Here is a 23,775-nt window from a genome sequence, read left to right as displayed (position 1 = left end):
GCCGCAGCCCAGGGCCGGCAAAACCCCCGGATGCTGTGCAACCGGTCAAAAACGGCTTTCCAGCATCGGCCAAAACTGGCACCATCGCGCCTTTTTTCATCACGGCTACGGCCCGTGGAAATGGGGCGCGCGGTCATCCGCGCGACAGTCCGCTGCATCGATGCGACACCCACCTGCCCACAGGCCCTTCGCCCCGCCCGCCGTTGTTGGCTGTCGTTCGAGCGCTATGCTAGCGTTGCGCCTCGCCAGGAAGGCCGACAACAGCAGGCACGCACCAGAACTCAAGAGGACCGCACATGGCCCAGGCCACGCCCGCGCTGGAAATCCGCAACCTGCACAAGCGCTACGGCGCGCAGGAGATTCTCAAGGGCATTTCGCTGACCGCCCGCGACGGCGACGTGATTTCGATCCTGGGGTCGTCCGGTTCCGGCAAGTCCACCTTGCTGCGCTGCATCAACCTGCTGGAAAACCCCCACGAAGGCCAGATCCTGGTCGCCGGTGAAGAGCTCAGGCTCAAGGCCGGCAAGAACGGCGAACTGATCGCCGCCGACAACAGGCAGATCAACCGCCTGCGCAGCGAGATCGGCTTCGTGTTCCAGAACTTCAACCTGTGGCCGCACATGAGCGTGCTCGACAACATCATCGAGGCGCCGCGCCGCGTGCTCGGCCAGAGCAAGGCCGAGGCCATCGAGCACGCCGAGGCGCTGCTGGACAAGGTCGGCATCCACAACAAGCGCCACAGCTACCCGGCCGAACTCTCCGGCGGCCAGCAGCAGCGTGCCGCCATTGCGCGCACCCTGGCGATGAAGCCCAAGGTCATTCTGTTCGACGAGCCCACCTCGGCGCTGGACCCGGAAATGGTCCAGGAAGTGCTCAACGTGATCCGCGCGCTGGCCGAAGAAGGCCGTACCATGCTACTGGTTACCCATGAAATGAGCTTCGCCCGGCAGGTGTCCAGTGAAGTCATCTTCCTGCACCAGGGCCTGGTGGAAGAGCAAGGATCGCCGCAGCAGGTTTTCGAAAACCCGAACTCGGCGCGCTGTAAACAATTCATGTCCAGCAACCGCTAACGGAGCAACACGCATGCAGAACTACAAGAAATTCCTCCTGGCCGCTGCCGCCACCCTGGTGTTCTCGGCCAACGCCATGGCCGCCGAAAAGCTGAAAATGGGCATCGAAGCGGCCTACCCGCCCTTCAACAACAAGGATGCCAGCGGCCAGGTCGTAGGCTTCGACAAGGACATCGGCGACGCCCTGTGCGCCAAGATGAAGGTCGAATGCGAAGTGGTCACCTCCGACTGGGACGGCATCATCCCGGCTCTGAACGCCAAGAAATTCGACTTCCTGATCTCGTCGCTGTCGATCACCGACGAGCGCAAGCAGGCCGTTGACTTCACCGACCCGTACTACTCCAACAAGCAGCAGTTCATCGCCCCGAAAAACGTCGACTTCAAGACCGACCGCGCCTCGCTCAAGGGCAAGACCATCGGCACCCAGCGCGCCACCCAGGCCGCGACCTGGCTGGACGACAACGGCGGCATGGACGGCGACTTCAAGGTCAACCTGTACGACGGCCAGGAAAACGCCTACCTGGACCTGACCTCCGGCCGCCTGGACGCCATCCTGGCCGACAAGTACGCCAACTACGACTGGCTCAAGTCCGACGCCGGCAAGAACTACGAGTTCAAGGGCGACCCGGTCAACGAGAGCGACAAGGTCGGCATTGCCGTGCGCAAGGGTGACACCCAGCTGCGCGACAGGCTGAACGCCGCCCTCAAGGAAATCGTTGCCGACGGCACCTACAAGAAGATCAACGACAAGTACTTCCCTTTCAGCATCTATTGATTCGCCCGACCGGCACCGCCCCTGCGGCGGTGCCCGTCCCTGAACAAGCCTGCCCATGAATATTGATCTCTACGGATTCGGTCCGGCCCTGGCGGCTGGCACCCTGATGACCGTGCAACTGGCGCTGTCGGCCCTGTGCCTGGGGCTGGTGCTGGGGTTGCTCGGCGCCCTGGCCAAGACCTCGCCGTACAAGCCGCTGCAGTGGCTTGGCGGTTTCTACTCGACCCTGGTGCGCGGCGTGCCCGAGCTGCTGTGGGTGTTGCTGATCTACTTCGGCACCGTCAGCCTGATGAGCAAGCTGGGCGACCTCCTGAATATTCCCGGCCTTGAGCTGAGCGCCTTTGCTGCCGGCGTGATCGCTCTGGGCCTGTGCTTCGGTGCCTATGCCACCGAAGTGTTCCGTGGCGCGATCCTGGCCATCCCCAAGGGCCACCGCGAAGCGGGCCTGGCCCTGGGCCTGTCCAAGGCGCGGATCTTCTCGCGGCTGATCCTGCCGCAGATGTGGCGCATCGCCCTGCCCGGCCTGGGCAACCTGTTCATGATCCTGATGAAGGACACCGCGCTGGTATCGGTGATCGGCCTTGAAGAGATCATGCGCCACTCGCAGGTGGCCGTGACCGTGACCAAGCAGCCGTTCACCTTCTACATGGTGGCGGCAATCATCTACCTGGGCCTGACCATCCTTGCGATGATCGGCATGCACTTCCTGGAAAAACGCGCCGCACGCGGCTTCGCGAGGGCCAACCAATGAACTGGGAAGTGATCATCAAGTGGCTGCCACGCCTGGCCCAGGGCGCAACCCTGACCCTGGAGCTGGTGGCCATCGCGGTCATCGCCGGGCTGATCCTGGCCATCCCGCTGGGCATCGCCCGCTCCTCGCGCCACTGGTATGTGCGCGCGCTGCCGTATGGCTACATCTTCTTCTTCCGTGGCACGCCGCTGCTGGTGCAGCTGTTTCTGGTGTACTACGGCATGGCGCAGTTCGAGATCGTGCGCAACAGCGCCCTGTGGCCGTACCTGCGCGATCCGTTCTGGTGCACCGTGCTGACCATGACCCTGCACACCGCCGCCTACATCGCCGAGATCCTGAGGGGCGCGCTGCAGGCCATCCCGCGCGGGGAGATCGAGGCGGCGCGGGCGCTGGGCATGTCCCGGGCCAAGGCGCTGTTCTACATCATGCTGCCGCGCGCGGCGCGCATCGGCCTGCCGGCCTACAGCAACGAAGTGATCCTGATGCTCAAGGCCAGCGCCCTGGCCAGTACCGTGACCCTGCTGGAACTGACCGGCATGGCACGCACGATCATCGCGCGCACCTACCTGCCGGTGGAGATCTTCTTTGCCGCCGGCCTGTTCTACCTGCTGATCTCGTTCCTGTTGGTGCAGGGCTTCAAGGTGCTCGAGCGCTGGTTGCGGGTCGATGCCTGCCAGGGCCGCTGAGGTACTGCAGGGCGAGCCACTGCATAGCCGCTTCCAGGCCCTGGACAGCTTTTTGCTGGAGCACCAGGGCCTGTGGCGGCCGCGGCCGTTTACCCAGCTGCACCTGCCGTGGGAGCGCGAGCACCCCGCCCTGAGTCACTGGCTGCGCCAGCGGCCGCTGAGCGAGGCCGAGACCCCGCCTGAAAACGCCCCCGCACCTTATCCACAGCTGGCCGCGCAGTGCCAGGCGCTGTCGGCGGTGGGCGAGTTATCCACAATCGAGCTGGCCACTGCCCACCCGCGCCTGAACGTGGACGTGCCAGGGCGCAAATGGCAGCAGATCGAGGCCTTTGCCGGGCGCCTTGATTTTGCCCGCCAGCCCACGCACTGGCTGGACTGGTGTGCGGGCAAGGGGCACCTGGGCCGGCGCCTGCTGGGCCCGGCGCAGCAACTGACCTGCCTGGAACACGACCCCGCGCTGGTGTTGGCCGGCGAACAGCTCAGCCAGCACCATCGCTTGCCTGCGGAGCATCGCCTGCAGGACGTGATGGCCGCCGATGCTGCTACCCAGCTGGGCAGCCAGCACACCGCCGTTGCGCTGCATGCCTGCGGCGACCTGCACGTGCGCCTGATGCAACTGGCCAGCGCTGGCGGCTGCCGTCAGCTGGCGATTGCGCCGTGCTGCTACAACCGTATCAGCGCAGCGCACTACCAACCGTTATCCACAGCCGCTCAAGCTTCGACGTTGAGCCTGTCGGTCGACGACCTGGGCCTGCCGCTGAGCGAAACCGTCACCGCCGGCAACCGCGTGCGCCGCCAGCGTGACGCGTCGATGGCGCGGCGCCTGGGCTTCGACCTGCTGCAGCGCGAGGTTCGCGGCTGCGACAGCTACCTGCCCACCCCTTCGCTGCCCAGCCACTGGCTGCACAAGCCCTTCGCCCAGTACTGCCAGGACCTGGCCGAACTCAAGGGGCTGCAGGTAACGGGTGCGCCCGATTGGGCGGCACTGGAACAGGCTGGCTGGGCGCGACTGGCCCGGGTGCGCAACCTTGAACAGGTGCGCAACCTGTTCCGCCGCCCGCTGGAGCTATGGCTGGTGCTGGATCGCGCACTGTACCTGGGCGAACAGGGCTTCGAGGTGCGCCTGGGCAGCTTCTGCCCCTACCCTCTCACGCCTCGGAATCTGATGCTTTTGGCAGAGCGCGGTTGACGTGCAAACCTGTGGATAAGTCTGTGCGCAACATTTTGATGAATCGCTGAAAAAGCCGCCCGACAAGGGCTGGCGACAGCTGGTCATTTTTTGTTCACCTTCTAAACCTGAGCAAAAACAGCCATTTGCGCAAAGACGAACGGGCTGGCCACTGGCGATGCACTACGCGCCGAGTTGGCATGCAGCTTGTGCATAAGCATTTTCGCGAATGGCTCTAAGGGCTGCGATCAGGCCAGTTTCAGCAGACCCATGCCGCCCAGCAGAAGCAGCAGGCCAAGCCAGCCGCGACCGGCCAGGCGCTGGCCGAACAGGGCCCAGCCCATGGCAACGGTGGCAAGAATGCCGAAGCCGCCCCAGATGGCGTAGGCCATCGACAGGGGGATGTCCTTGACCGCCTGGGCCAGCGCCGTGAAGGCGGCCAGCACACAGACGATCGATGCCGCCGCGACCCAGCGCTTGCGCAGGCCATCGGAGTACTTGAGCAGCAGGTTGGCGAGCACCTCGAGCACGATAGCCAGTGCCAGCCAGGCAAAGGGGATCACTTGCAGGCTCAGCATGGCAGGGCCTCCCCGGTGGTTTCACGGCGGGCGCTGCGGGTACCGGACTTGATCAGCAGGATACCCGCGATCATCACGCCCAGGCCCAGGGCCTTGAGCAGGCCGATGCTTTCACCCAGCCAGGTGACGCTGACCACGGTGATCAGCACGATGCCGATGCCTTCCCACAGGGCGTAGGCCACACCCAGCGGCACGCGCTTCACGGCGAGCGCGAGAAAGCCGTAGGACAGGCCGATCATGGCGTACATGAGGGCGTGACCGAGAATCGGCGAATGATCGGCGGCGAATTTCATCGACGTGGTGCCGATCACTTCGGCCACGATGGCGATGAACAGATAGATCCAGGAACGCATGGTGCCCTCCCATGGGCATTACGAAAAACGCGAGGGGCTGACGGCGGCGTCAGCAAAAAAGCCGGGGTTTGGGAGGGTGGCGCTAGAGGTCGCCGGTCCAGTGACGTTCACGGGAAACCAGGCGGGAGGTGAGGAGCGGCAACGCTTGAGTGTTCAACATAATGCACAACAAATTAGCTGAGGGCATTGTGGAAGTCAAATCGATAGAGAATGACTAATGAATTTTGCTGCGGATCATTCGTTATTTGGTGAAAGCCCCTGAAAGGTGGCTGCAAGGCCCGTAAATTATAATTCCCAAATCCGGCGTAGCCTGTAAGGCCCAATCGCGGGTCAAGCCCGCGCCCACAAGGTTGGCGGCGATCCCTGTGGGAGCGGGCTTGACCCGCGAAGGCTGCAACGCTGACCCCGCCCCCCTGCGAGTCAAATCGCCACACCACCTCATCCCACACAAATTAATTATTGTACTGCGATAATTTTTGCTCAATAATCCGCCCCGTTCAAACCAGACCAAGGAAAAACCATGAACAGCAAAACAGTGGCCTACGCACGCTCGCGTCTGCGTGCAATCGGTGCCTTTGCGGCGTTGCTGGCGTGGGGGACGGCGCTGGCCGAATTTGGCTGCAATGCCTGGTTCTGGCTTTTCGACCGGCACGACGTGCTGGCCGCCTACCTGCAAAGCTTCGCCGACCAGATGCCCCTGCTGGTGGCGCCGGGCTTCCAGCCCAGCGTCCTGGCCCAGGCACTGGTCATCACCCTGGACATGATCCCGGCCAGCCTGTCGGTATTGGCCCTGTACCTCACCGGCCTGTTCTTCATCCGCCTGTCGCGCGGGCAGACGTGGACGGCCTCCAACATCAAGCTGCTGTGGTGGGTGGGCCTGCTGTGCATCGGCCTGCCGTTGCTGTGGCCGGTGATCGCCACCTTGCAGGGCCTGGCCTTCTGCATCGACCTGCCGCCAGGCGAAAGGAGCTTCAGCGTGGGGATCGGTGTATCATCCGCGGCGGTTTACGAGATCATGAAGGGCATATTGCTGTGTGCCTTCTCCCTCCTCATGCGTGACGCCAAGACCATCAGCGATGAACACAACTGTTATGTCTAGCCTAGCCCCATGCCGATAATCATCAGGCTCGACGTCGTGATGGCCCGGAACAAGATCCGTTCCAAGGACCTGGCCGAGATTATTGGCATTACCGAAGCTAACTTATCGTTGCTGAAGAACGGCAAGATCAAGGGTTTCAAGATCGAGACCCTGGAGAAGCTGTGTCGCGCGCTGAAGTGCCAGCCGGGAGACCTGCTGGAATTCAGCGAGGACTGAACAAGGAACACCCTCTCGTGAGCATCACCTTTCACTGGCGCGCAGCGCTGCTGCTGGCCGCCGGCCTGCTGGGCGGCTGTGGGCCGAGCTACACCTATCGCTATTCGCCACCGCCGAGCCAGCACGGCATGCAGTGCATCAGCGCGTGCTCGCAGCAGCGCAACTACTGCGGGCAACTGGCACGCATGCAGGACAACGCCAACCAGGCCCTGTACCAGTCCGAGATGCGCAGTTACCAGTACTGCCAGCAGGGCAAGAGCAAGAAGGATGCGCGGCGCAGTTGCTACTACCCGAGCTACCCCTACAGCGCGGGGCTGTCGAGTGATTGCGGGCGCGAGTACGACCAGTGCTACCAGGGTTGTGGCGGCACGATTCACCGGATATTGAACAAGGACTGACGGCTTGCGGGCCGCATGATGCAATCGGGGAAACACACATGACCATGAACACCTTCAACACCATCGCCCTGGTGGCCTTTGCCCTGCTGCTGGGTGGCTGTGCCGGTGGGCACGCCAGCCGCGGCGACAGCCTTGCGGGCTGGGACATGCCGCAGATGCAGGTGCTGGGCGACAACGGCCTGCCGGCGCAGCCGCATCGCTACGTGAAATGCAGCAAGCGTGGCTGCCATGAACAGAAGCCGATGCTGTTCGACCCGGCCAAGGCCGAACCGACGGCCGAAAGCCTGCATCGCGGGTGGTAGTAGAAGGGCTGAAGGCCACGTGAACCGTGGCCTTGCGCAAGATTGAGCGGAAGTGGTTTACAGAACCAAACCGATCGCTATAATAGCGCCCCTATGCCGGTATAGCTCAGTTGGTAGAGCAACTGACTTGTAATCAGTAGGTCCCGGGTTCGACTCCTGGTGCCGGCACCATATAAGACGAAGCCCTCGCAGAAATGCGAGGGCTTTGTTGTTTTGGGGTGGTTGTTTTTTCCTGCTACGTATACGTAACAAAGCGTCCATCCAATAACATCCCTTTACAGCTTTGACTCACCAGCGGTTGTCCTTGCTCGCCCTCCCGGCTAACCTTCCCCCGTCGCTGCCAAATCAGCGACCGGGCGTAGGAACCCGAATCAGTCAAGGTGCGACAGCGCCAACCAACCAGTGCAGGCGCTTTTTTTGTGTCTGCGCTAGCGTTCAATGGTGGCTGTGCGCGGGACACCTTCGGGTGTGCCGGGTGCCTTGACTCCCGGTATTCCTACCCCGCGTACAGCCGCCACCCAATCCCGTAGGAAGGACGGTTGCGGCTCCCATCAGTCAAGGAGCTAGACAATGCAGACTGCATCCCACACCTCCCCCGGAGGTGCCCATGCCTGACCTTCATACCCTCACTACTCCCGGCCTTACGACCTTTGCCGGCCAGGGCGAGCAGGCGTTATTTCGGGTTAATGCCGGTGTACCGATCAGCGAGGCGTTGGCCCACGTTTCGGACCTATTGCACCTGGCCAAGCGACTGGCCGAGGATGCCACGCAAGAGCGCGATACAGGCCGGCATGCCTGGGCTTCGCATTACTTGCAAGAGATGAGTAAGGCTGTGGTTGATGATGTGCTGGTTGCATTGGACGCTTAGGGCTGGCGCAACTTAGTAAAGCCCATGCCTTCATATCTAAAATCCAAAACGGGCTGCAAAGCGTTGATAGCAACCCAACCGCTTGCCCACTTGCTTGCGCCCGTCTCTTTTCTCCGGGATGAAACGGGCGCTCCTAACACTTCTGCAGCCCCGATCGCATATGGCTTTGCGGCCAGTCCCCCTCGTGACAATCGGTGTGACAAACGCTGATGTCACCAGCAACAGCGATGTAGATAATGGTGCCGCAGACCAAGGAGCGGACTGCACCTGACTGACAGTCAGGCATGCCCCGGTCATCGCATTGCTGCTTGCACCTGGCTCAGGATCTCGCGGCACTGGTCTCGTCAGCCAATGCAGCCTCCACCCGCCCACCGGTAACGGTGTTCAGGAGGCCAGATCATGAGATGCCCTTGCTCCCGGACGTAAGGAGCCGCAGTCCCGCGTAGAGGACATTCCCCACAGGTCGCAGGGGCCTTGATCCCTGATAACACTCAGCATTCTTGGCGGGATGACGTGGGGCGAGGATCGGAGAACGGCAGATGAGGTGACCGACATGGCATTGGTAGGTAGACGCGATGGCCGCAATTTCGGTTACGGCAGGCAGTTAAGTTACGCAGGGCTGCAAGCGCTGAAAGACATGTTCGGCGGCGGTCATTACGGCACGGTCAAAGCGCACTGTGATCGGTGGCAGGCATTCGTCAAATGGTGCCGCTCCGAACAGGGGCCCGGCATCAATAATGCGCGACAGATTGATCGTAAGGTGTTGGCTGACTACGCGGCGTATCTGCGCAACATGGTTGGGCCTGGTGACCTCGCCGTCAGTACCGCACAAAACCGGCTATCCAGCGTTAACAGGACCATGGCGGCGCTTCGCGGTGATCAGTGCGTGAAATTGCCCAGTCCGAGCAAGGCGCTGGGTGTGCAGCGCACCGGGGTTCGACATTCAGTGCCGCAGGGCCAGGACCGCGAACAGGTTAAGCAGATCGTCGATGCGCTTTGCAACCAACATGAACTACGGGCCGCCGCGATTGTTTTGTTGGCGCGAGCCACCGGCATGCGCTTGCGTGAGGCCATCTTGGCTGACCTGCCACGGCTGAGCCGTGAGGCTAAAGAGCTAGACAGAATCAACATTCAGGATGGCACCAAAGGCGGCCGCAGCGGCTCCTCCGCCCCCCGCTGGATTGCGGTGGACGACAACGTTCGAAGTGCACTTGGGTTTGCATGGCAGGTGTCGCCTGCGAATAGCCACAACCTGATTGCACCACACGAAAGCTACCTCAATCTTCTACAACAAATCATCCGCCCAGCGCGGGACGTCCTGCATGCACACAAGCTCAAAGGCTTCCATGAGCTACGAGCGGCGTATGCATGTGAACGCTATGTACAAATTACCCAACACCCCGCGCCTATTAACGGCGGCCAATGTTGCCTGGTAGATAAGCCCCTTGATCGTGAGGCCCGAAGGCAGATCAGCTATGAGCTTGGGCACGGTCGGATCGACGTGGTCGCGGCCTACATTGGAGGACGGACATGAGCAAGCCATTCGACATGGAGCTGTTCTTGTCTGGAGTGCTGACCGGCTCACACGCAAACCGGCGACGCCATGTACGGCAGGCGAAAATCATCCAGGCTGAGATTGCAGAGCGGTGGCAACGAGAGACGCCATGGTCTTGGCAAAGAAAGCACTTGGCTTGGTTTATCAAGCATCGCCCAGTCCGGAGCAGCGAGGCATCGCGGTACTACTACTTGCTGACGGTACGGCTACTCGCTCGTCGACTAGAAAAATCATGTGTTCGACGTCTGAGGAAAAATCTGAACTCAGTAGCCAATATCGAGCGTTAAAGGCGAAAAGCCGCCTACGTCAACGGTTTGTTCAAACTGGGTTGTGGCCTAGGTCTCCAATGAGGATAATCACAGATCGCGACGAGTAAAGCAGGCGGATGATCTGAATAGCTGGGTTAATCACCCGGCGAGAGGGTAAGGCTGCCGGCACCGGAGCGGGCACAAAAAGCTCTTTATTTTCCGAGCGCAAATCAGCAGCGGACCGCACATGCCTCGAACTCTCGCCTATGAGCGTGACAATGCTCTCAACGCTATCTGCCCATACTTCACGATGTTCCCGCTCGAGTATCCACTCGAGGTACTCGAGCAGTACCGTGAGGCAAACCCGGTAGTGATGGACCCGTTTTGCGGTCGCGGAACAACGCTGTTTGCTGCGCGCAAGCTGGGGCTGTCCGCCCGCGGTATTGATAGCTCTCCGATTGCAATCGCTATCGCCCGTGCGAAGCTAGCCGCAGTCTACACCACTAAAGCGTTGGCGTTAGCTAAGCGCTACATTAAAGAGTACGACTCATCCACAGTACCAGATAGCAGCTTCTTTAAAACTGCATTTCACCCCAACGTCCTTCGAAGGGTTTGTGCGATACGCGAAGGGCTACTTCGAGTGGGGCGTGACACTGATACGACAGTTATCCTGCGCGCCGCGATGCTTGGTTGCCTGCATGGCCCGATGAGCAAAACGCCAGAACGGCACTCTTATTTTTCGAATCAAATGCCGCGCACATTTTCCTCCAAGCCGGATTACTCTGTGCGCTATTGGGAGGAAAACGGGCTAGTGGCGCCAGAGCTAGATGTTCTAAAGGTGTTGCAGCGTAAGCTTACGCGCCTTGAAAGCACCCACTTGCCTAAGACAGGAGTATTGAAAGATGTGCGTAAGGGAGACTCTCGAATAGCGGCCTCGCTGCCGCCATCTTGTCGAGACTTTTCCGTTGTCGTCACATCGCCGCCGTACTACGGCATGCGTACTTATGTCGAGGATCAGTGGCTAAGGAACTGGTTTCTGGGAGGTCCGGATCACGTTGCCTATGGTAATAGCGAACAGCTTCAGCACGCAGGGATCGAATCATTCGCAGAGTCTCTTGGCAGAGTTTGGAAAAACATGGCTAGGACGAAAGCTGAAGACTTGGATATGCATATCCGTTTCGGAATCATTCCATCTTCAAAGGTCGATGCGAAAGCTTTAATCCGCGCGTCTTTAGAGGCGTCTGGTGTACATTGGGACGAGGTCTCAGTGCGTAGTGCAAAGACTGCTGCATCTGGAAAACGCCAAGCCGACCACATGGCTGCGGGCTCAGCTGCGGCCAAAGAATATGACTTCCATGTAAGAAGAAGCTAGGGAGAGAATATGGCTACTGCAGGAGGCTCCATCCAGTTAAAGGTATCGAAGAGTACCTTGTCGATGTTCCTTCGAACCAAATGCGATAAGGAGCTGTTCCTATCGTTGCACGACAAGAAGGCAATGGCGGCTGCAGGCCTTCCTGAGCCAATCAAACGGCCTGGCATTGGCACCCTGGCTGTGCATGGAAAAGACTTCGAAATTGGCAGAAACGATCAGCTCGTACGCCTTTTCGGCGGCATAGTGCAGTACTCAAAAAATGCCAACCAGTACGGGACCGTCGATCTACAGTCGATACTGACTGCAGTGACGTCTGCACCCCAGCTCATCTTGCAAGGACACTTTTCGATTGGAGCACAGCAGTCAACCGTGCTTTCAACGATAGGAGTGGATGCGGCAGATATTTCGCAAATCCCCCCCATAACCGACTTCGTACCTGATATTTTTTACATTCGGGAAGCAAAGGCGGGAGACCAAGAAGTTCTGCCCAACGGGACCCGTGGCCCAATAAATGAGCTGGTTGAGCCAAGGAAAGCCGTTTGCGTTTTCGACGTTAAGCATACCTCCGAGTCAAACCCGAGTTACTGCTCGGAGATTGCGATGTATGCAGTGATGCTAGCAAATTGGCTACAAGCCCGACCGCAGCTCGCCTGCCGATTTTTTGTAAGTCTCGACGCGAGACTATGGACACGGCACAACCAAGTTAACAGTAGTCTCGACAAAGCTGAGGCACAAGCTGGTACTACCCAGCAGGCGTTACTTGATGCGTTGATAGCAGACTCGGAAGATGCTCAGCTTCGCTTCTACCTTCCGACGATCCGTAGCTTCTTCAATGATGTAGCTCGGGTTGTGCGCATGGGCAAAACACCTGGGCAGGGCTGGCAGGCTCTAGACTGGCACATTTCAGGCAGTTGCAGCGCATGTGACTGGCTGGGCGACAGGCGTCACATGGGCCAGGCCCATCGAAACGTCGTAGACGTAAACCCTGGGCACTACTGCATGCCTCTAGCAGAGTCTACAGGTCACCTTTGCTTAGTTCCGGGTATTACGCGAGGAGCCAAAAAAGTTCTCCATCAGAATACCGTAGCTGACACCGCAGCGCTTGCTGGCGCATTGGGCCATCCTGCCTTGCAATTACACACTCTCTTGAAAAAAGAGGCTAAGGCTTTTCCCGCACGGTCGGCAGCCATCAACTCCGGCAATGTTTCCAGAGACACCACAGGTGCCATTGCTTCGTTGGTCCGTGCCGCAAACATCTTGCTCTACGCGAGCATCAACTTTGACTCCAGCTCAGGATTCTTAACAGGGCTCGCGCTCAGCGGTGTTGCAACCACCTTCACAGCTGGCCAGTCACCACGCCGATTCCGACCGGTCCCCTTCATTGTTGACGATAAGTCATTATTAGCGGAATGGGTCGCACTGGAAGGATTCCTGACCCAAATTGCCACGTGGATTGAAACTGCCGAGCAAATGAAGGGGGGGACGTCTATTACAGGACAAATCCACTTCTGGGAACAGCGGCAGTTCCAAGAGCTTTGCAACGCTATGGGAAGGCATTTACCTCGAGTCCTTGCGTTGTCTGCCCGACGGGCAAAAGCGCTTGCATGGGTTTTCGCGGGCGATGAAATGCTTGAGCGCGCCGACTCGGTTGAAGCGGCAACCATTGTAACTGTCGAGGACATTGTTAGACGGCTGGTCTTCGCGCCAAGCCGACATGTCATCACATTGTTCGATACTGTCGAACGCTACCGACGCAGCCAATACTCGCCTGCAATCACGGATTCCTACTACCGTGAATATCTGAGCAACGGTATTCCACGTGAGCGAATCTACGAACTATGGGCGCACACCCCGCAGGTGAAGCGTGGTGCTACTACCATTCCCCGAAATACTCTCATCGCCCAGTACTCAGACGCGTTGGAGCGACAGTCATCTGCTCTAGAAAGTGTATGCGAGAAGCTACGTGAGGACTATCGCGGCCAGTTTCGAGCTAAGGAGGCACGCATTCCTGTCTCGGTCCCTCGCGGGGCCTCGAGTGTAGCCTTTGACGCCAAGCTTTGGCTGTGGTGGGACGATCTGGATTTCAACACTTCGCAACTCGACGCTCATATCGGGCTTTCGATGGATGGCGAGAGGCGAGAGGCAATATATGAAGCCATCGTTCTACATACTGGTACGCACTTCAGCGGTAATCTCTACCAGTTCAGCGTCGCCCCAAGCTCGTCTGAGGCAAAGTTTAAAGAGGACTCGAGGCTGACTATTGGCAAGATAGGCACGCCGGGAATGCCACTGCAACGGGTGGGTAGCATTGTTGATTCTAGTGCACCTCCGTTTCATGGTACGCCAGAGGTGCTACAAATGCCTATTTGGTCTGCAGTAGAGGCTCGCCTAGTTGCATTCGATCGTGTGCGTCTTACCGCACAAGTTGAAATTATTTGTCGTAGGGACGCCAGCCTCGTGCCGTACCTAATGCAGCACAGTTGCTTCTCGCTTTTGAACGACATATTCCTCGTCGAAGCCAAAAAGCCAAAAATGTTTAACTGGGCAGAATTTAGCCAGCCAATTCTTCAGGCCATTGGTAACCCTCGTATCGCGACACCGGATCCCAACGCAGTGCGAGCGATCGGCGTAGCGCCCCCTGCCCGTCGCACATACGATACAGAATCCCCTGCAGCGAGAGTTCTCTGGGCTCCTGGAGTCCTTCAGCAGCAAGTTGTTTTGACGGGAGCTACTGCTGGTGCACTCGCCAACGCCGTTCAGACCTCTCACTCTCTGAACAATTCACAACGCGACGCAATTGTGCATGCCTTGGAAAGGCAGCTAACTGTTATCTGGGGACCACCTGGCACAGGTAAGACAAATACTCTTGCTGCGATGCTCCACGCCATGACAGTGCAGGCAGTTACATCTAGTACGCCTTTGCGAATTCTAGTAACAGGGCCAACTTACAAGGCGGTTGAAGAGGTAATGCACCGCGCTGCTAAGTTCTTGTCTCAAGACCCTATCGCAAGATGCGCGATGTTCGTTGGTTATTCAAAAGGGAGGGCGCTGGGATCTGCGCCTCAAGGTATTGGTTCACACATTACCTATGACAGCATGGTGTTTGAGGTAGGCAACGCTGAGTGGCAAAATTGCATCCAGCTTCTTGCAGGTGGTTCAGGGGTGACTATCGTCGGCTGTCAGGTTATGCAGAGCCGTCAGTTCGCAAAAGCACTTGGCGCAAGCCCGCTTCATCCAGTGTTTGATGTAGTAGTCGTAGATGAAAGCTCCCAAGTTCCTGTGCCTAAGGCGCTTGCGGCATTCAGCGGACTGCGAGACGATGCGCGGGTGATAATAGCCGGGGATCATTTGCAAATGCCCCCAATCTCCTCAATCGAGGCACCTAAAGATGCTGCTTACTTGGTTGGGAGCATTCAGACTTATTTGCTAGATCGTCCTTTTGCGGTTCGCGTGCAAAAATGCGTGTTGGATACCAACTATCGTTCTGCCGACCACATCGTAGACTTTGCTCGCACCATCGGCTATCCGCAGAGTCTTACAGCCGCCTACGGCAACTGCCGTCTTCATATGATACAGCCACCCGCCTTACGCCCTGACTACTGGCCTGGCTTTCCATGGGCACAGGTATTCGACCGCGTACTGCACGCTGATACAAGAGTCGCCACCGTTTTGCACGATGATGATATCTCATCGCAAGGAAACAGGTACGAGGCACAAATTGTGGCTAACTTGGTTCGTGGCCTGAGACACTCAGTAAGCGGTGCGCTCGACAATTGGGGCCTGCATCCCCAATCCCACTTCACACCGAGCGCTCTAGAGTTCTGGTCTGAGTGCGTGGGCATCGTGACCCCCCACCGCGCGCAGCGGGCTTTGGTGGTACAGGCATTAACTGAGATATGGCCCACTGAGGCGGACCATATTTCGGATGCGGTCGACACCGTTGAACGGTTCCAAGGGGGGGAGCGTCATACCATCATAGTGACCTTCGGCGTCGCAGATGTTGACGTCATTAGCGGAGAAGAAACGTTCTTAATGCAGTTAGAGCGCACCAACGTCGCGATCTCCCGCGCGATGGCAAAGTGTATCGTCGTCATGCCACGAGCACTTGCTGCTCATGTGCCAGAGGACAAGCGAGCGCTTGAAACAGCCTTTGCTATCAAGGATTTTGTGGAGGATTTTTGCAATCAGCGAGTAGACGACATGTTGCAATCTCCCTTGGGCAACCGCAGCGTCCAGATCCGCTACAGATCCTGATTCCTGGCTATTGGCTAGGGCGTTAGCTTTCATTCATGAGCAACCGTCCCTAGCCGATACCGACCACAACCCCAAACATGGCTACCCAGTCAGCAACGCGGCTGAAGAAATCCAAAGAGCAACTGGGATACTTTTAGAGATAGCCTGAATAGTAAACGAACATAATTTCCATACTAATTAATTACTTGCGTGACCATTCGACTCCTGGTGCCGCACCATCACAAGGTTGCAGAGACAATTTTCATTGTTTCTGAAACCACGAAAAACCCGCCTTTTGGCGGGTTCTTTCGTGTTAATCGTACTTAGTGTGCAGCGGCCCCTTCCTACGAAGCTGTAACCACCGACAATTCGATACGCAGTGTAGCTTTGGCCTCCGTCAAAGCTGGCAGGCCCACCGGTTGGGCAGGTACCACCGGCGATGGCAGCGCACCCATGGGCCGCAGCCTCCCTCGTACACGACTACAGAGTAATCGTCCTGAACCGAAGCCCAAATTGAAGCGAATTTCTCTTTGTGCCTTGATATTGCAGGGCGATTGTAGAGTGTGATGTAATACATCACACTTTATCGATGATAAAGAGCTTTCAACACAAAGGCCCCAAGGCGTTTTACGAAACCGGCTCGACTCGACGGATCCGGGCCGACCATGCCAAGCGGCTTGCGCGCCTGCTTCCATTTCTGGATCGCGCAACCTGTGCGGGCGACATCGACATGCCCGGTTGGAGGCTCCACCCGCTCAAAGGCGACTTGACCTTGTATTGGTCAGTGACCATCAGCGGAAACTGGAGGGTAATTTTCCGATTCGACGGCACAGACGTTGAACTGGTTGATTACCTCGACTACCACTGAGGAGTTCCCCAAATGGCCATGTTCACCCCCCCGCACCCAGGCGAAACCTTGCGCGAAGATGTGTTGCCCGCCCTGGATATCAAGGTGGCCGAGTTTGCACGTCGGCTCGGTTACGCCAGAGAAACACTGTCTCGAATCCTTCACGGCCATGCACCTGTCAGCCCGGACCTCGCCGTCCGGCTTGAGCGGGCCGGCATCGGCAAGGCTCGAACCTGGCTGGCCATTCAGGCTGACTGGGATCTGTGGCAGGCCGAGCATCGCGAACAACCTGTGATCGAGCGCTTTGCGTCTATCGCGTGATACTGAAAAAGCCGACGACGATGGTTTTTCAGTTATCCACAAGCATGGCGCTCGAGCGCACGCTCAAGGTCAGCCAACTCAACACCTGCCCCCTCGCCGCATCTCGCGACACGCCCCGCGCAATCAACCCTCACCCGTAACCCTTCCCCTGTCAGATGCCCTGGATACTTGCCCAACATCAGCTCGACCTACCTATCGCTCATGGGGTGGCAGCTGTACGCGAGTTGGCGGGCCTCTTCGCCGGCGAGGCCGGCTCCTACAAAGGACCACGCCGTCGGTAGGAGCCAGCCTTGCTGGCGAATGGCACCCCACGCTAGTGGGCGCTCTGCCCTTCAAGCAACGCCAGAATCCGCGGCCAACCCGCCATACCTGCCAACGCCAGCGAAGTCTGGCCGTTGCCGTTGGGCAGCAACGGGTCAGCGCCATGACGCAACAGCGCATCCACCACCGTGTAATTGCCCGCCAGCACCTCGCGGTGCAGCATCAGCCATCCCTCGTCATCCGGGTCTCGGGCCACCTGCGGCTGTGCGCTCACGCCCTCCTCGATCTTGTCGCGCATGTTCAAGGCCATCGGGTGCTCGGTGCATTCCAGCACCGCCAGTGTCTGCCGGTCTTCAGCACGGCTCAACGTACGGGAGAGCAGCCAAGGCTGCTGACCTTCTGCAGCCGGGACGACTTCGACCAAACCCGGCTCACCGAAATCCATACCCCAGGCCTCATCGTGCTCCAGGCGCTCGTCTTCGGGCATGGCCGCGCGTATCGCATCGACGGTGAAGCCGCCGTACACATGGCCCTGGCGCACGTACATCCAGTCGTTCAGCAAGGCCAACGGCAGCGTCACAGGCTCCCAGGCCTTGAACGAGGTGGCCCAGCTTGGTTCATTCATCAGCACGCCGGTGATGGACTGCCCATCGAACTCGATCTCGCTCACCCACATGTTCTCGACGCTGGGTACCTCGGGGTCGTCGCTCTCGATGGGGAAGGACATTTTTACAGCCGCCATGTCCAGGCCCTTCACGATCCTGCGCGCCTCCCACGACAGCTCTCGCCAGAAATACTTGAACGTCGCCTGAGCACTGGCCACGGCGGCCTTGAACTCGTCGCTTTCGCCTTCAACACCGTAGATGATCTGTTCGGTCATAGGTAAATCGTTCCATCGCCTGGTTCACTGAAATGCTCAAGCCAGAGCACTTGCGGCCTGTACCGCCACTTGAAAAACGGGAGCAGGATAACCTGATCCAGCGAACGTGGCAGCCTTGCCCCCAAGCCCCCGTTACGCTAAAAACCTGCACCCTTGGATACCACGCAAAAGGACAGGCCCAATGTTTGAAAACATCACTGTTACCGGCAGCCCGCTGGTGCTGTCCACAGACGCCGAAGTGGACCAGGCACAAGCTGTGCTGGGTACCCGCTTCCCCACTGGCTACCGCGAGTACATCACGCAGTTCGGCGAAGGCATTCTTGGCGGCGTGTACGTGCGCATCTACCCGCCCCATCAACTGCTGCACGGCGAAAACAGCCAGGCCCAGTGGGTTGAGCGCATCAACCAGTACTGGTTCTGGGACGACGACAAGGAGCTGATGCCCAAGGAAAAGGCCTTGCAGTGCATCATCATTGGCGACACCTACGACGGCGACGAACTCATCATTCACCCCAGCGACCCGGAGCGCATCTATGTGCTGCCACGTCACAGTGAAGCCGCCCTCGTCGCGGGTAACGGGCTGGTGGAAACGATCGAATGGCTGTGCAGTTCGAATGTGCTGACCGAAGCGTTCACCGAGCGCCACTTCGAACCGTTCGACAGTCGCGTACAGCCCTGACATGAAACGAATACCCAGGCGCACCCACGCCGGGTATTCGCCCGAACAATGAAATCCCGGTCGTCATCCAGAAAGACCCAACATCCGGCCATGGCTTGATCAAGCCCTGCACTTCGAATCGCTGGTAGCCGATGGTTTTTCAGTTACCCACAAGCATGGCGCTCGAGTGCAGTCTCAAGGTCAGCCAATTCAACACCTGCACCCTCACCGCACCTCGCGACACGCCCCGCGCAATCAACCCTCACCCGTAAGCCTTGCCCTGTGAGTTGCCCTGGATACTTGCGCAACATCAGCTCGACCTGCGTATCACTCAACCATGCCGCGCGGTCCAGGGACCAGCGCTGGTCCTGGAACTCGAACAGGCAGGCACCCGACACGGCATCGACAATCCGCGGCGGATACACCCAGTGCGAGTTGCCGGCTTCCCACGGCGCAGCCTCGATGCGATAGCGGCCGTCGGGTGAGGTGGATTGGGTTTCAAATTGGGTCATCGGCATCGTGCTCCGTGCATGATCGGAAAGTCTGTCACAACAGGGGTTGAACAGGTCGGCCCCTGTCGCTTCCTCTACGCAGTGGCCTTGCGATTGCCCATGCCGTCGAGCACCGCATCCACCAGCACCTTGGCTAATTCCGTCGAATGCAACGAGACCCACAGCAAAACTTTGCTGGTGGAGTCCTCGGGGTGCAAACAGGCTTTCTGGAGGGTGTCGAAGATGCCTCTGAGCAACAGCGAGGCATGCATCAGGGCGTCTTCTTCGGGTATGTCTGCGCGTACCAGGAAGAATGGGGCATGCCCGGTACAGAAGACACCAGTGTTGCAACGGGGAGAAGTCGGGGGATCGGGAACAAGTTTTTTCACGATGAAACTCCTGCTGGAAGGAGCCATCACCCACTGCGACCAAACAAATAGGTGACAGCTGTACGCAGGTTGGTCGACCGGATCAGCAGGCAAAACCGGCAGGCACGAATGCCTCCCACGTACAGCCGTCATAACTCGAGATAACTGGCGAACTAACGCCGTCACGTCGATTGACTGCATAGAATTGCGTACTGGTTTCGGGCGACCAAACCCGATCGCTGATGCTCAGCGACCGCAGGAGCCTAACGGCCTGCCTGAATCCCAGCAAGGCGCACCGCCCACGCAAAATCTGTCCGCATATTACAGTCCTTCAGACGTGTCTGGCCAAGCGTGTGTAAACGCAGCCCTGCGCCGCAGTGGGCGGCCTCTTCGCCGGCAAGGCCGGCTCCTGCTGGGTGGCACCCACAAACGTACAAGCCAGCCAAAGGCTGGCCGTTTAACGTCACCTGCACACCACCTACCCACACTCGCAGGGGACACAATGGAAATCTTTCTCTACGCCTTCAGCGTGATGTACAGCCCCGGCCCGGTGAACGTGATGGGGCTGAACGCCGGCCTTACAGGCCAGTTCCGCCGTACCGCAGGCTTCTTCGTCGGCGTGGGCGGCGCGATGTTCGTGCTGTTCATCCTGTTCGGCTACACCGGCGAAGCCATCATCTCCAAGGCCGCGCTGCCCTACCTCGCCCTGGCCGGCGGGCTCTACACCAGCTACCTGGCCTTCAAGGTCTACACCGCCAGGGTCCAGCTCACCCAATCGTCCGATGCCCCCGCCAAGGCGCTGACCTTCTGGAACGGCTTTCTGATCCAGGCCCTCAACCCCAAGGGCATGATGGTGGTGCTGCCGATCACCAGCGTGATGTTCCCCGCCGCGCACCTCAGCGGCGCCAGCATCGCCGCCGTGTCGGCGCTGATAGCCCTGGGCGCTGCCGGCGCGCCGGGCCTTTACGCCTTGCTGGGCGCCGTGCTGGGCAAGCGCATCAGCAAAGAGGTGTACTTCAACCTGTTCAACCGCCTGATGGGCATCGCCCTGGCCGTGTGCGCCGCCTTCATGTTCCATGATTTCTACATTCACATTCAGGCAAACGCCGGCACGCTGTAACCTGTGTTGTCGCCGGCCTGACTCTATCGCTCGAAAGGTGAGCAGAATGCTCGATCTACCGTCACCGCAAGACTGGGTGAAACACGCCCCACCGTCCCCCAGGGTCGAACGCCTGGAGGCCTTCTTCAGCGCCCACGGTTTCGACCCGCACCGCCACGATACCTATGCCATCGGCCGCACCCTGGCCGGGGTGCAGAGCTTCAGCTACCGCGGCGCCAGCCGGCACAGCCTGCCGGGGGAGATCCTGGTGCTGCACCCGGACGAGGTGCACGACGGGCATGCGGGCTCGGCGTCGGGGTTTCGCTATCGCATGCTCTACCTCACCCCGGCGCTGGTGCAGGAGGTGCTCGGGGGCCAGCCGTTGCCGTTTCTCAAGGGCGGGATCTCCCGCGACCCGCGCCTGGCGGCCGCCACCCACGCGATGCTCGCGAGCATGGACGACAGGCTAGACCCGCTCGAAGAGGACGACGCGCTGCTGGGCCTGGTAAGCGCGCTGCAGGCCGTGTGCGGGCGCCCGGCATCAAGGCAGGCCCACGACTACGCCGCCGCCCGGCGTGCCCGCGAGTACATGGATGACAGCCTGGAGCAGCCCATCACCCTGGATGACCTGGCCGCCTGCGCCAACCGCGACCGCTGGAGCCTGTCCAAGGACTTTCGCGCCTACTTCGGCACCAGCCCCCATCGCTACCTGACCCTGCGTCGCCTCGACCGTTTCAAGGCCTCGGTGTTCGCCGGTAGGTGCCTGGCGGACGCAGCCGTAGAGGCCGGTTTCTTCGACCAGAGCCATATGTCCAGGCACTTCAAGAACGCCTACGGCATCACGCCCTCGCGCTGGTGCAAACCCCTGCTCGGGCGCCTTGATTGAGTTTGCGCGCTGGCGGGTGGTGGGGTCGCCGACCTTGATATCCCCACCCCCATCCGTTATAGATAAAAAGGAAACCATAACGAAAAGAGGCCATTCCAGCCCCCCATGAACGAGATCACACGCATCTTTCGCCCTTCAGGCCCCCATTTTGCGCCCTGCGCTGATGGCTACGGGCCGAACACAGTCACCCCTTCCCCGCTCTCGACACTGTTCCACGCACTGTCGATTCCGCCAGGCAACATCCTGCTGGCCCAGATGCGCAAGCGCCCCGTCCCTCCACCTGCACCGTAGCGCCTGAATTCCACCACCCTCGGCTTTTGCCGCTCGGGGTTGGGGAGCCTTTGCATTTTTTTCAGCGTTCAACTGTTCAGGAATCTCTATGACTCTTCGTGTAGCCATCATCGGTGCCGGCCCGTCCGGCCTTGCGCAACTGCGTGCCTTCCAATCCGCCCATGCCCAGGGCGCCCCCATGCCCGAAATCGTCTGCTTCGAAAAGCAGGCCGACTGGGGCGGCATGTGGAACTACACCTGGCGCACCGGCCTCGACCAGCACGGCGAACCGGTGCACGGCAGCATGTACCGCTACCTGTGGTCCAACGGCCCCAAGGAATGCCTTGAATTCGCCGACTACAGCTTCGACGAACACTTCGGCCGGCCGATCTCCTCGTACCCGCCGCGCGAAGTGCTGTGGGACTACATCCAGGGCCGCGTGAAAAAGGCCGGGGTGCGCGACTACATCCGCTTCAACACCGCGGTCAAGAATGTCAGCTTCGATGAAACCACCCGCGAGTTCACCGTCAGCGCCTACGACTACAGCGCCGGGCAGGGCATCGAGCAGGTGTTCGATTACGTGGTGGTCGCCAGCGGGCACTTCTCTACGCCGCACGTACCGGAATTCGAAGGGTTCGAGCGCTTCGCCGGGCGCATCCTGCACGCCCACGACTTTCGCGAGGCGATGGAGTTCAAGGGCCAGGACCTGCTCATCGTCGGCAGCAGCTACTCGGCCGAAGACATCGGCTCGCAGTGCTACAAGTACGGCGCGCGCTCGATCACCACGGCCTACCGCACCCAGCCGATGGGCTACAAATGGCCCAAGGGCTGGGAGGAGCGCCCGCAGCTGGTGCGTGTCGAGGGCAACCTGGCGTTCTTCGCCGACGGCTCGAACAAGCGCGTGGATGCGATCATCCTGTGCACCGGCTACCAGCATCACTTCCCGTTCCTGCCCGACGAACTGACCCTCAAGACCAACAACCGCCTGTGGCCAACCGGCCTGTACCAGGGCGTGGTGTGGGAGCAGAACCCGCAGTTGATCTACCTGGGCATGCAGGACCTGTGGTACAGCTTCAACCTGTTCGACGCCCAGGCCTGGTTCGCCCGCGACTACATGCTGGGGCGCATCAAGTTGCCGGCCAAGGCCGACATGCAGGCCGACAGTGCCAGCTGGCGCGCCGATGAAGAGGCCCTGGACACCACCGCCTCGATGTACGAATTCCAGGGCCGCTACATCAAGCACCTGATCGCGCAGACCGACTACCCCAGCTTCGACATCGATGCCGTGAACCGCATCTTCCTCAAGTGGAAGAGCGACAAGAAGAGCGACATCATGGGCTATCGCGACAAGTCGTACCGTTCGGTGATCACCGGCACGGCAGCGGTGCCGCACCATACGCGGTGGCTGAAGGCGATGGACGATTCGCTGGAGGAGTACCTGCGCGAAACGGACGGCAAGAAGGGCGAAGTGAAGGCACTGCGCGGGTAGCCCCGCCGACGCCCGAAACCGGTGCCCCCACAAGACCGGCCCTTGCCGGCGCGGCCTCTACTGCGGGCACTGGTAACCGGTTTGCCCCCGCTGCAGGCCGATGACCTCGCGATGCACCTGGCTGGGCCCGTAGTCGGCATTCCAGCCACGGCGTTCGGCCACCGGCTGCGGCGCATAGCCGCCCTTGCAGGCCAGCAGGTTGAGCATCACGTTCGCCTCGCCCATCAGCGGCTCCAGCTTGAGGGTGCGCCTGGGCGCCAGTTGTACCCTCCCCTGCGCGTCGCTGCGGGCCACCACCACCCCTGCATCAAGAATGCTCACCCCGGCCAGTGGCTGCCGGGTGTGCTGATCGACGACCGTGGTGTCGAGCCCGTCGTGCACGATCACCGAGCGCGGCATGCAGCCTTGCAGCAGCAACAGCGCGGGCAAAGCGGTGTACCTCCACCAGCGGAATCGGACTGTCATGGCAAGCTCCTGCAAGGCCTGAAACACGGCAGTCTACTTGCGTGACCGAATTTGTGCAGAAGCGTCGA

General features: G+C 59.8%; 26 protein-coding genes and 1 tRNA gene. 21 read left to right on the top strand and 6 right to left on the bottom strand.

The annotated features are described in order from the left end of the window. Positions 1-296 precede the first annotated feature (296 nt). The 5 genes from LOY33_RS01445 to LOY33_RS01425 are packed head-to-tail and all read left to right on the top strand — an operon-like array spanning position 297 to position 4,471. Entirely contained in the window at positions 297-1,070 is a 774-nt protein-coding gene (locus LOY33_RS01445; RefSeq protein ID WP_088514664.1) for an ABC transporter ATP-binding protein, read from the top strand. Between the two features lie 13 nt (positions 1,071-1,083). Beyond that, positions 1,084-1,845 (top strand): ABC transporter substrate-binding protein, encoded by a 762-nt coding sequence (locus tag LOY33_RS01440; protein WP_043862218.1) that lies wholly within the window; start codon positions 1,084-1,086, stop codon positions 1,843-1,845. Between the two features lie 55 nt (positions 1,846-1,900). Next, a complete protein-coding gene (locus tag LOY33_RS01435) occupies positions 1,901-2,596 on the top strand; it encodes an ABC transporter permease (protein WP_043862219.1) in 696 nt (231 codons plus the stop codon). Next, complete coding sequence (locus tag LOY33_RS01430) at positions 2,593-3,282, top strand: ABC transporter permease (RefSeq protein WP_043862220.1); 690 nt, start codon at positions 2,593-2,595, stop codon at positions 3,280-3,282. Before LOY33_RS01435 ends, LOY33_RS01430 begins: the two co-directional genes overlap by 4 nt. Continuing rightward, entirely contained in the window at positions 3,263-4,471 is a 1,209-nt protein-coding gene (locus LOY33_RS01425; protein ID WP_258660829.1) for an SAM-dependent methyltransferase, read from the top strand. Before LOY33_RS01430 ends, LOY33_RS01425 begins: the two co-directional genes overlap by 20 nt. 227 nt (positions 4,472-4,698) lie before the next feature. Here LOY33_RS01425 and mdtI read toward each other — a convergent pair whose 3' ends face one another. Both mdtI and LOY33_RS01415 read right to left on the bottom strand, forming a co-directional pair. Then, entirely contained in the window at positions 4,699-5,028 is a 330-nt protein-coding gene (mdtI, locus tag LOY33_RS01420) for a multidrug/spermidine efflux SMR transporter subunit MdtI (protein WP_043862222.1), read from the bottom strand. Continuing rightward, positions 5,022-5,381 carry a multidrug/spermidine efflux SMR transporter subunit MdtJ gene (locus LOY33_RS01415; RefSeq protein ID WP_043862223.1) on the bottom strand — a complete coding sequence of 120 codons (360 nt, stop codon included), beginning with the start codon at positions 5,379-5,381 and terminating at the stop codon, positions 5,022-5,024. Before LOY33_RS01415 ends, mdtI begins: the two co-directional genes overlap by 7 nt. A 520-nt stretch (positions 5,382-5,901) precedes the next feature. Between LOY33_RS01415 and LOY33_RS01410 the strand changes: the two genes are divergently transcribed. The 12 genes from LOY33_RS01410 to LOY33_RS01355 all read left to right on the top strand — a co-directional run bounded on the left by LOY33_RS01410 (position 5,902) and on the right by LOY33_RS01355 (position 16,840). After that, the gene (locus tag LOY33_RS01410) at positions 5,902-6,480 is read left to right on the top strand and encodes a hypothetical protein (RefSeq protein ID WP_043862224.1); all 579 of its coding nucleotides are present in this window, start codon (positions 5,902-5,904) and stop codon (positions 6,478-6,480) included. Positions 6,481-6,489: 9 nt separating this feature from the next. Further along, on the top strand, positions 6,490-6,696 hold the full coding sequence (locus LOY33_RS01405) for a helix-turn-helix transcriptional regulator (protein WP_043862225.1): 207 nt from the start codon (positions 6,490-6,492) through the stop codon (positions 6,694-6,696). A 17-nt stretch (positions 6,697-6,713) separates the two neighbouring features. Further along, positions 6,714-7,094 (top strand): hypothetical protein, encoded by a 381-nt coding sequence (locus LOY33_RS01400; RefSeq protein ID WP_043862226.1) that lies wholly within the window; start codon positions 6,714-6,716, stop codon positions 7,092-7,094. A 38-nt stretch (positions 7,095-7,132) separates the two neighbouring features. Beyond that, positions 7,133-7,396, top strand: coding sequence for a hypothetical protein (locus LOY33_RS01395; RefSeq protein WP_258660821.1), 264 nt, complete (start codon positions 7,133-7,135; stop codon positions 7,394-7,396). Positions 7,397-7,491: 95 nt separating this feature from the next. Then, a tRNA-Thr gene (locus LOY33_RS01390) sits at positions 7,492-7,567 on the top strand. 436 nt (positions 7,568-8,003) lie between these two features. Beyond that, positions 8,004-8,264, top strand: coding sequence for a DUF3077 domain-containing protein (locus LOY33_RS01385; protein WP_258660820.1), 261 nt, complete (start codon positions 8,004-8,006; stop codon positions 8,262-8,264). Positions 8,265-8,817: 553 nt separating this feature from the next. Then, positions 8,818-9,798 carry an integrase domain-containing protein gene (locus LOY33_RS01380; RefSeq protein WP_258660817.1) on the top strand — a complete coding sequence of 327 codons (981 nt, stop codon included), beginning with the start codon at positions 8,818-8,820 and terminating at the stop codon, positions 9,796-9,798. Continuing rightward, a complete protein-coding gene (locus LOY33_RS01375; protein WP_088514138.1) occupies positions 9,795-10,106 on the top strand; it encodes a hypothetical protein in 312 nt (103 codons plus the stop codon). The genes LOY33_RS01380 and LOY33_RS01375 overlap by 4 nt, the downstream gene beginning before the upstream one ends. 208 nt (positions 10,107-10,314) lie before the next feature. Continuing rightward, positions 10,315-11,439, top strand: coding sequence for a site-specific DNA-methyltransferase (locus tag LOY33_RS01370; protein WP_258660816.1), 1,125 nt, complete (start codon positions 10,315-10,317; stop codon positions 11,437-11,439). A gap of 9 nt (positions 11,440-11,448) precedes the next feature. After that, positions 11,449-15,693: an AAA domain-containing protein gene (locus tag LOY33_RS01365; protein ID WP_088514136.1), complete on the top strand. Its 4,245-nt coding sequence runs from the start codon at positions 11,449-11,451 to the stop codon at positions 15,691-15,693. Positions 15,694-16,261: 568 nt separating this feature from the next. Beyond that, positions 16,262-16,540, top strand: coding sequence for a type II toxin-antitoxin system RelE/ParE family toxin (locus LOY33_RS01360; RefSeq protein WP_058541662.1), 279 nt, complete (start codon positions 16,262-16,264; stop codon positions 16,538-16,540). A 12-nt stretch (positions 16,541-16,552) separates the two neighbouring features. Next, the gene (locus LOY33_RS01355) at positions 16,553-16,840 is read left to right on the top strand and encodes a HigA family addiction module antitoxin (protein WP_229589755.1); all 288 of its coding nucleotides are present in this window, start codon (positions 16,553-16,555) and stop codon (positions 16,838-16,840) included. A 313-nt stretch (positions 16,841-17,153) separates the two neighbouring features. Here the strand turns inward: LOY33_RS01355 and LOY33_RS01350 are convergent, their stop codons facing one another. Next, positions 17,154-17,981 carry a DUF2314 domain-containing protein gene (locus LOY33_RS01350; protein ID WP_258660814.1) on the bottom strand — a complete coding sequence of 276 codons (828 nt, stop codon included), beginning with the start codon at positions 17,979-17,981 and terminating at the stop codon, positions 17,154-17,156. Between the two features lie 181 nt (positions 17,982-18,162). Here LOY33_RS01350 and LOY33_RS01345 point away from each other — a divergent pair, with 181 nt between their 5' ends. Next, on the top strand, positions 18,163-18,660 hold the full coding sequence (locus LOY33_RS01345; protein WP_258660813.1) for an SMI1/KNR4 family protein: 498 nt from the start codon (positions 18,163-18,165) through the stop codon (positions 18,658-18,660). Between the two features lie 143 nt (positions 18,661-18,803). On the opposite strand, the gene LOY33_RS01340 is transcribed toward LOY33_RS01345, so the two are convergent. Together LOY33_RS01340 and LOY33_RS01335 are read right to left on the bottom strand one after the other, a co-directional pair. Continuing rightward, entirely contained in the window at positions 18,804-19,151 is a 348-nt protein-coding gene (locus LOY33_RS01340) for a hypothetical protein (protein WP_196932874.1), read from the bottom strand. A gap of 74 nt (positions 19,152-19,225) precedes the next feature. Next, positions 19,226-19,519, bottom strand: a complete 294-nt coding sequence (locus tag LOY33_RS01335) for a DUF3077 domain-containing protein (RefSeq protein WP_082405771.1) — start codon at positions 19,517-19,519, stop codon at positions 19,226-19,228. A gap of 481 nt (positions 19,520-20,000) precedes the next feature. On the opposite strand from LOY33_RS01335, the gene LOY33_RS01330 reads away from it, so the two are divergent. The 3 genes from LOY33_RS01330 (at position 20,001) to LOY33_RS01320 (ending at position 23,242) form a co-directional block, all read left to right on the top strand. Then, on the top strand, positions 20,001-20,618 hold the full coding sequence (locus tag LOY33_RS01330) for a LysE family translocator (protein WP_043859804.1): 618 nt from the start codon (positions 20,001-20,003) through the stop codon (positions 20,616-20,618). A 46-nt stretch (positions 20,619-20,664) separates the two neighbouring features. Beyond that, on the top strand, positions 20,665-21,483 hold the full coding sequence (locus LOY33_RS01325) for an AraC family transcriptional regulator (RefSeq protein ID WP_258660809.1): 819 nt from the start codon (positions 20,665-20,667) through the stop codon (positions 21,481-21,483). Between the two features lie 379 nt (positions 21,484-21,862). Next, the gene (locus tag LOY33_RS01320; RefSeq protein WP_100632945.1) at positions 21,863-23,242 is read left to right on the top strand and encodes an NAD(P)-binding domain-containing protein; all 1,380 of its coding nucleotides are present in this window, start codon (positions 21,863-21,865) and stop codon (positions 23,240-23,242) included. Between the two features lie 57 nt (positions 23,243-23,299). Here LOY33_RS01320 and LOY33_RS01315 read toward each other — a convergent pair whose 3' ends face one another. Next, positions 23,300-23,707, bottom strand: coding sequence for a hypothetical protein (locus LOY33_RS01315; protein WP_258660807.1), 408 nt, complete (start codon positions 23,705-23,707; stop codon positions 23,300-23,302). Between the last annotated feature and the right edge of the window lie 68 nt (positions 23,708-23,775).

Source organism: Pseudomonas sp. B21-036 (assembly GCF_024748925.1).
GTDB lineage: Bacteria > Pseudomonadota > Gammaproteobacteria > Pseudomonadales > Pseudomonadaceae > Aquipseudomonas > Aquipseudomonas palmensis.
This window is presented reverse-complemented; position numbering and strand designations above follow the sequence as displayed.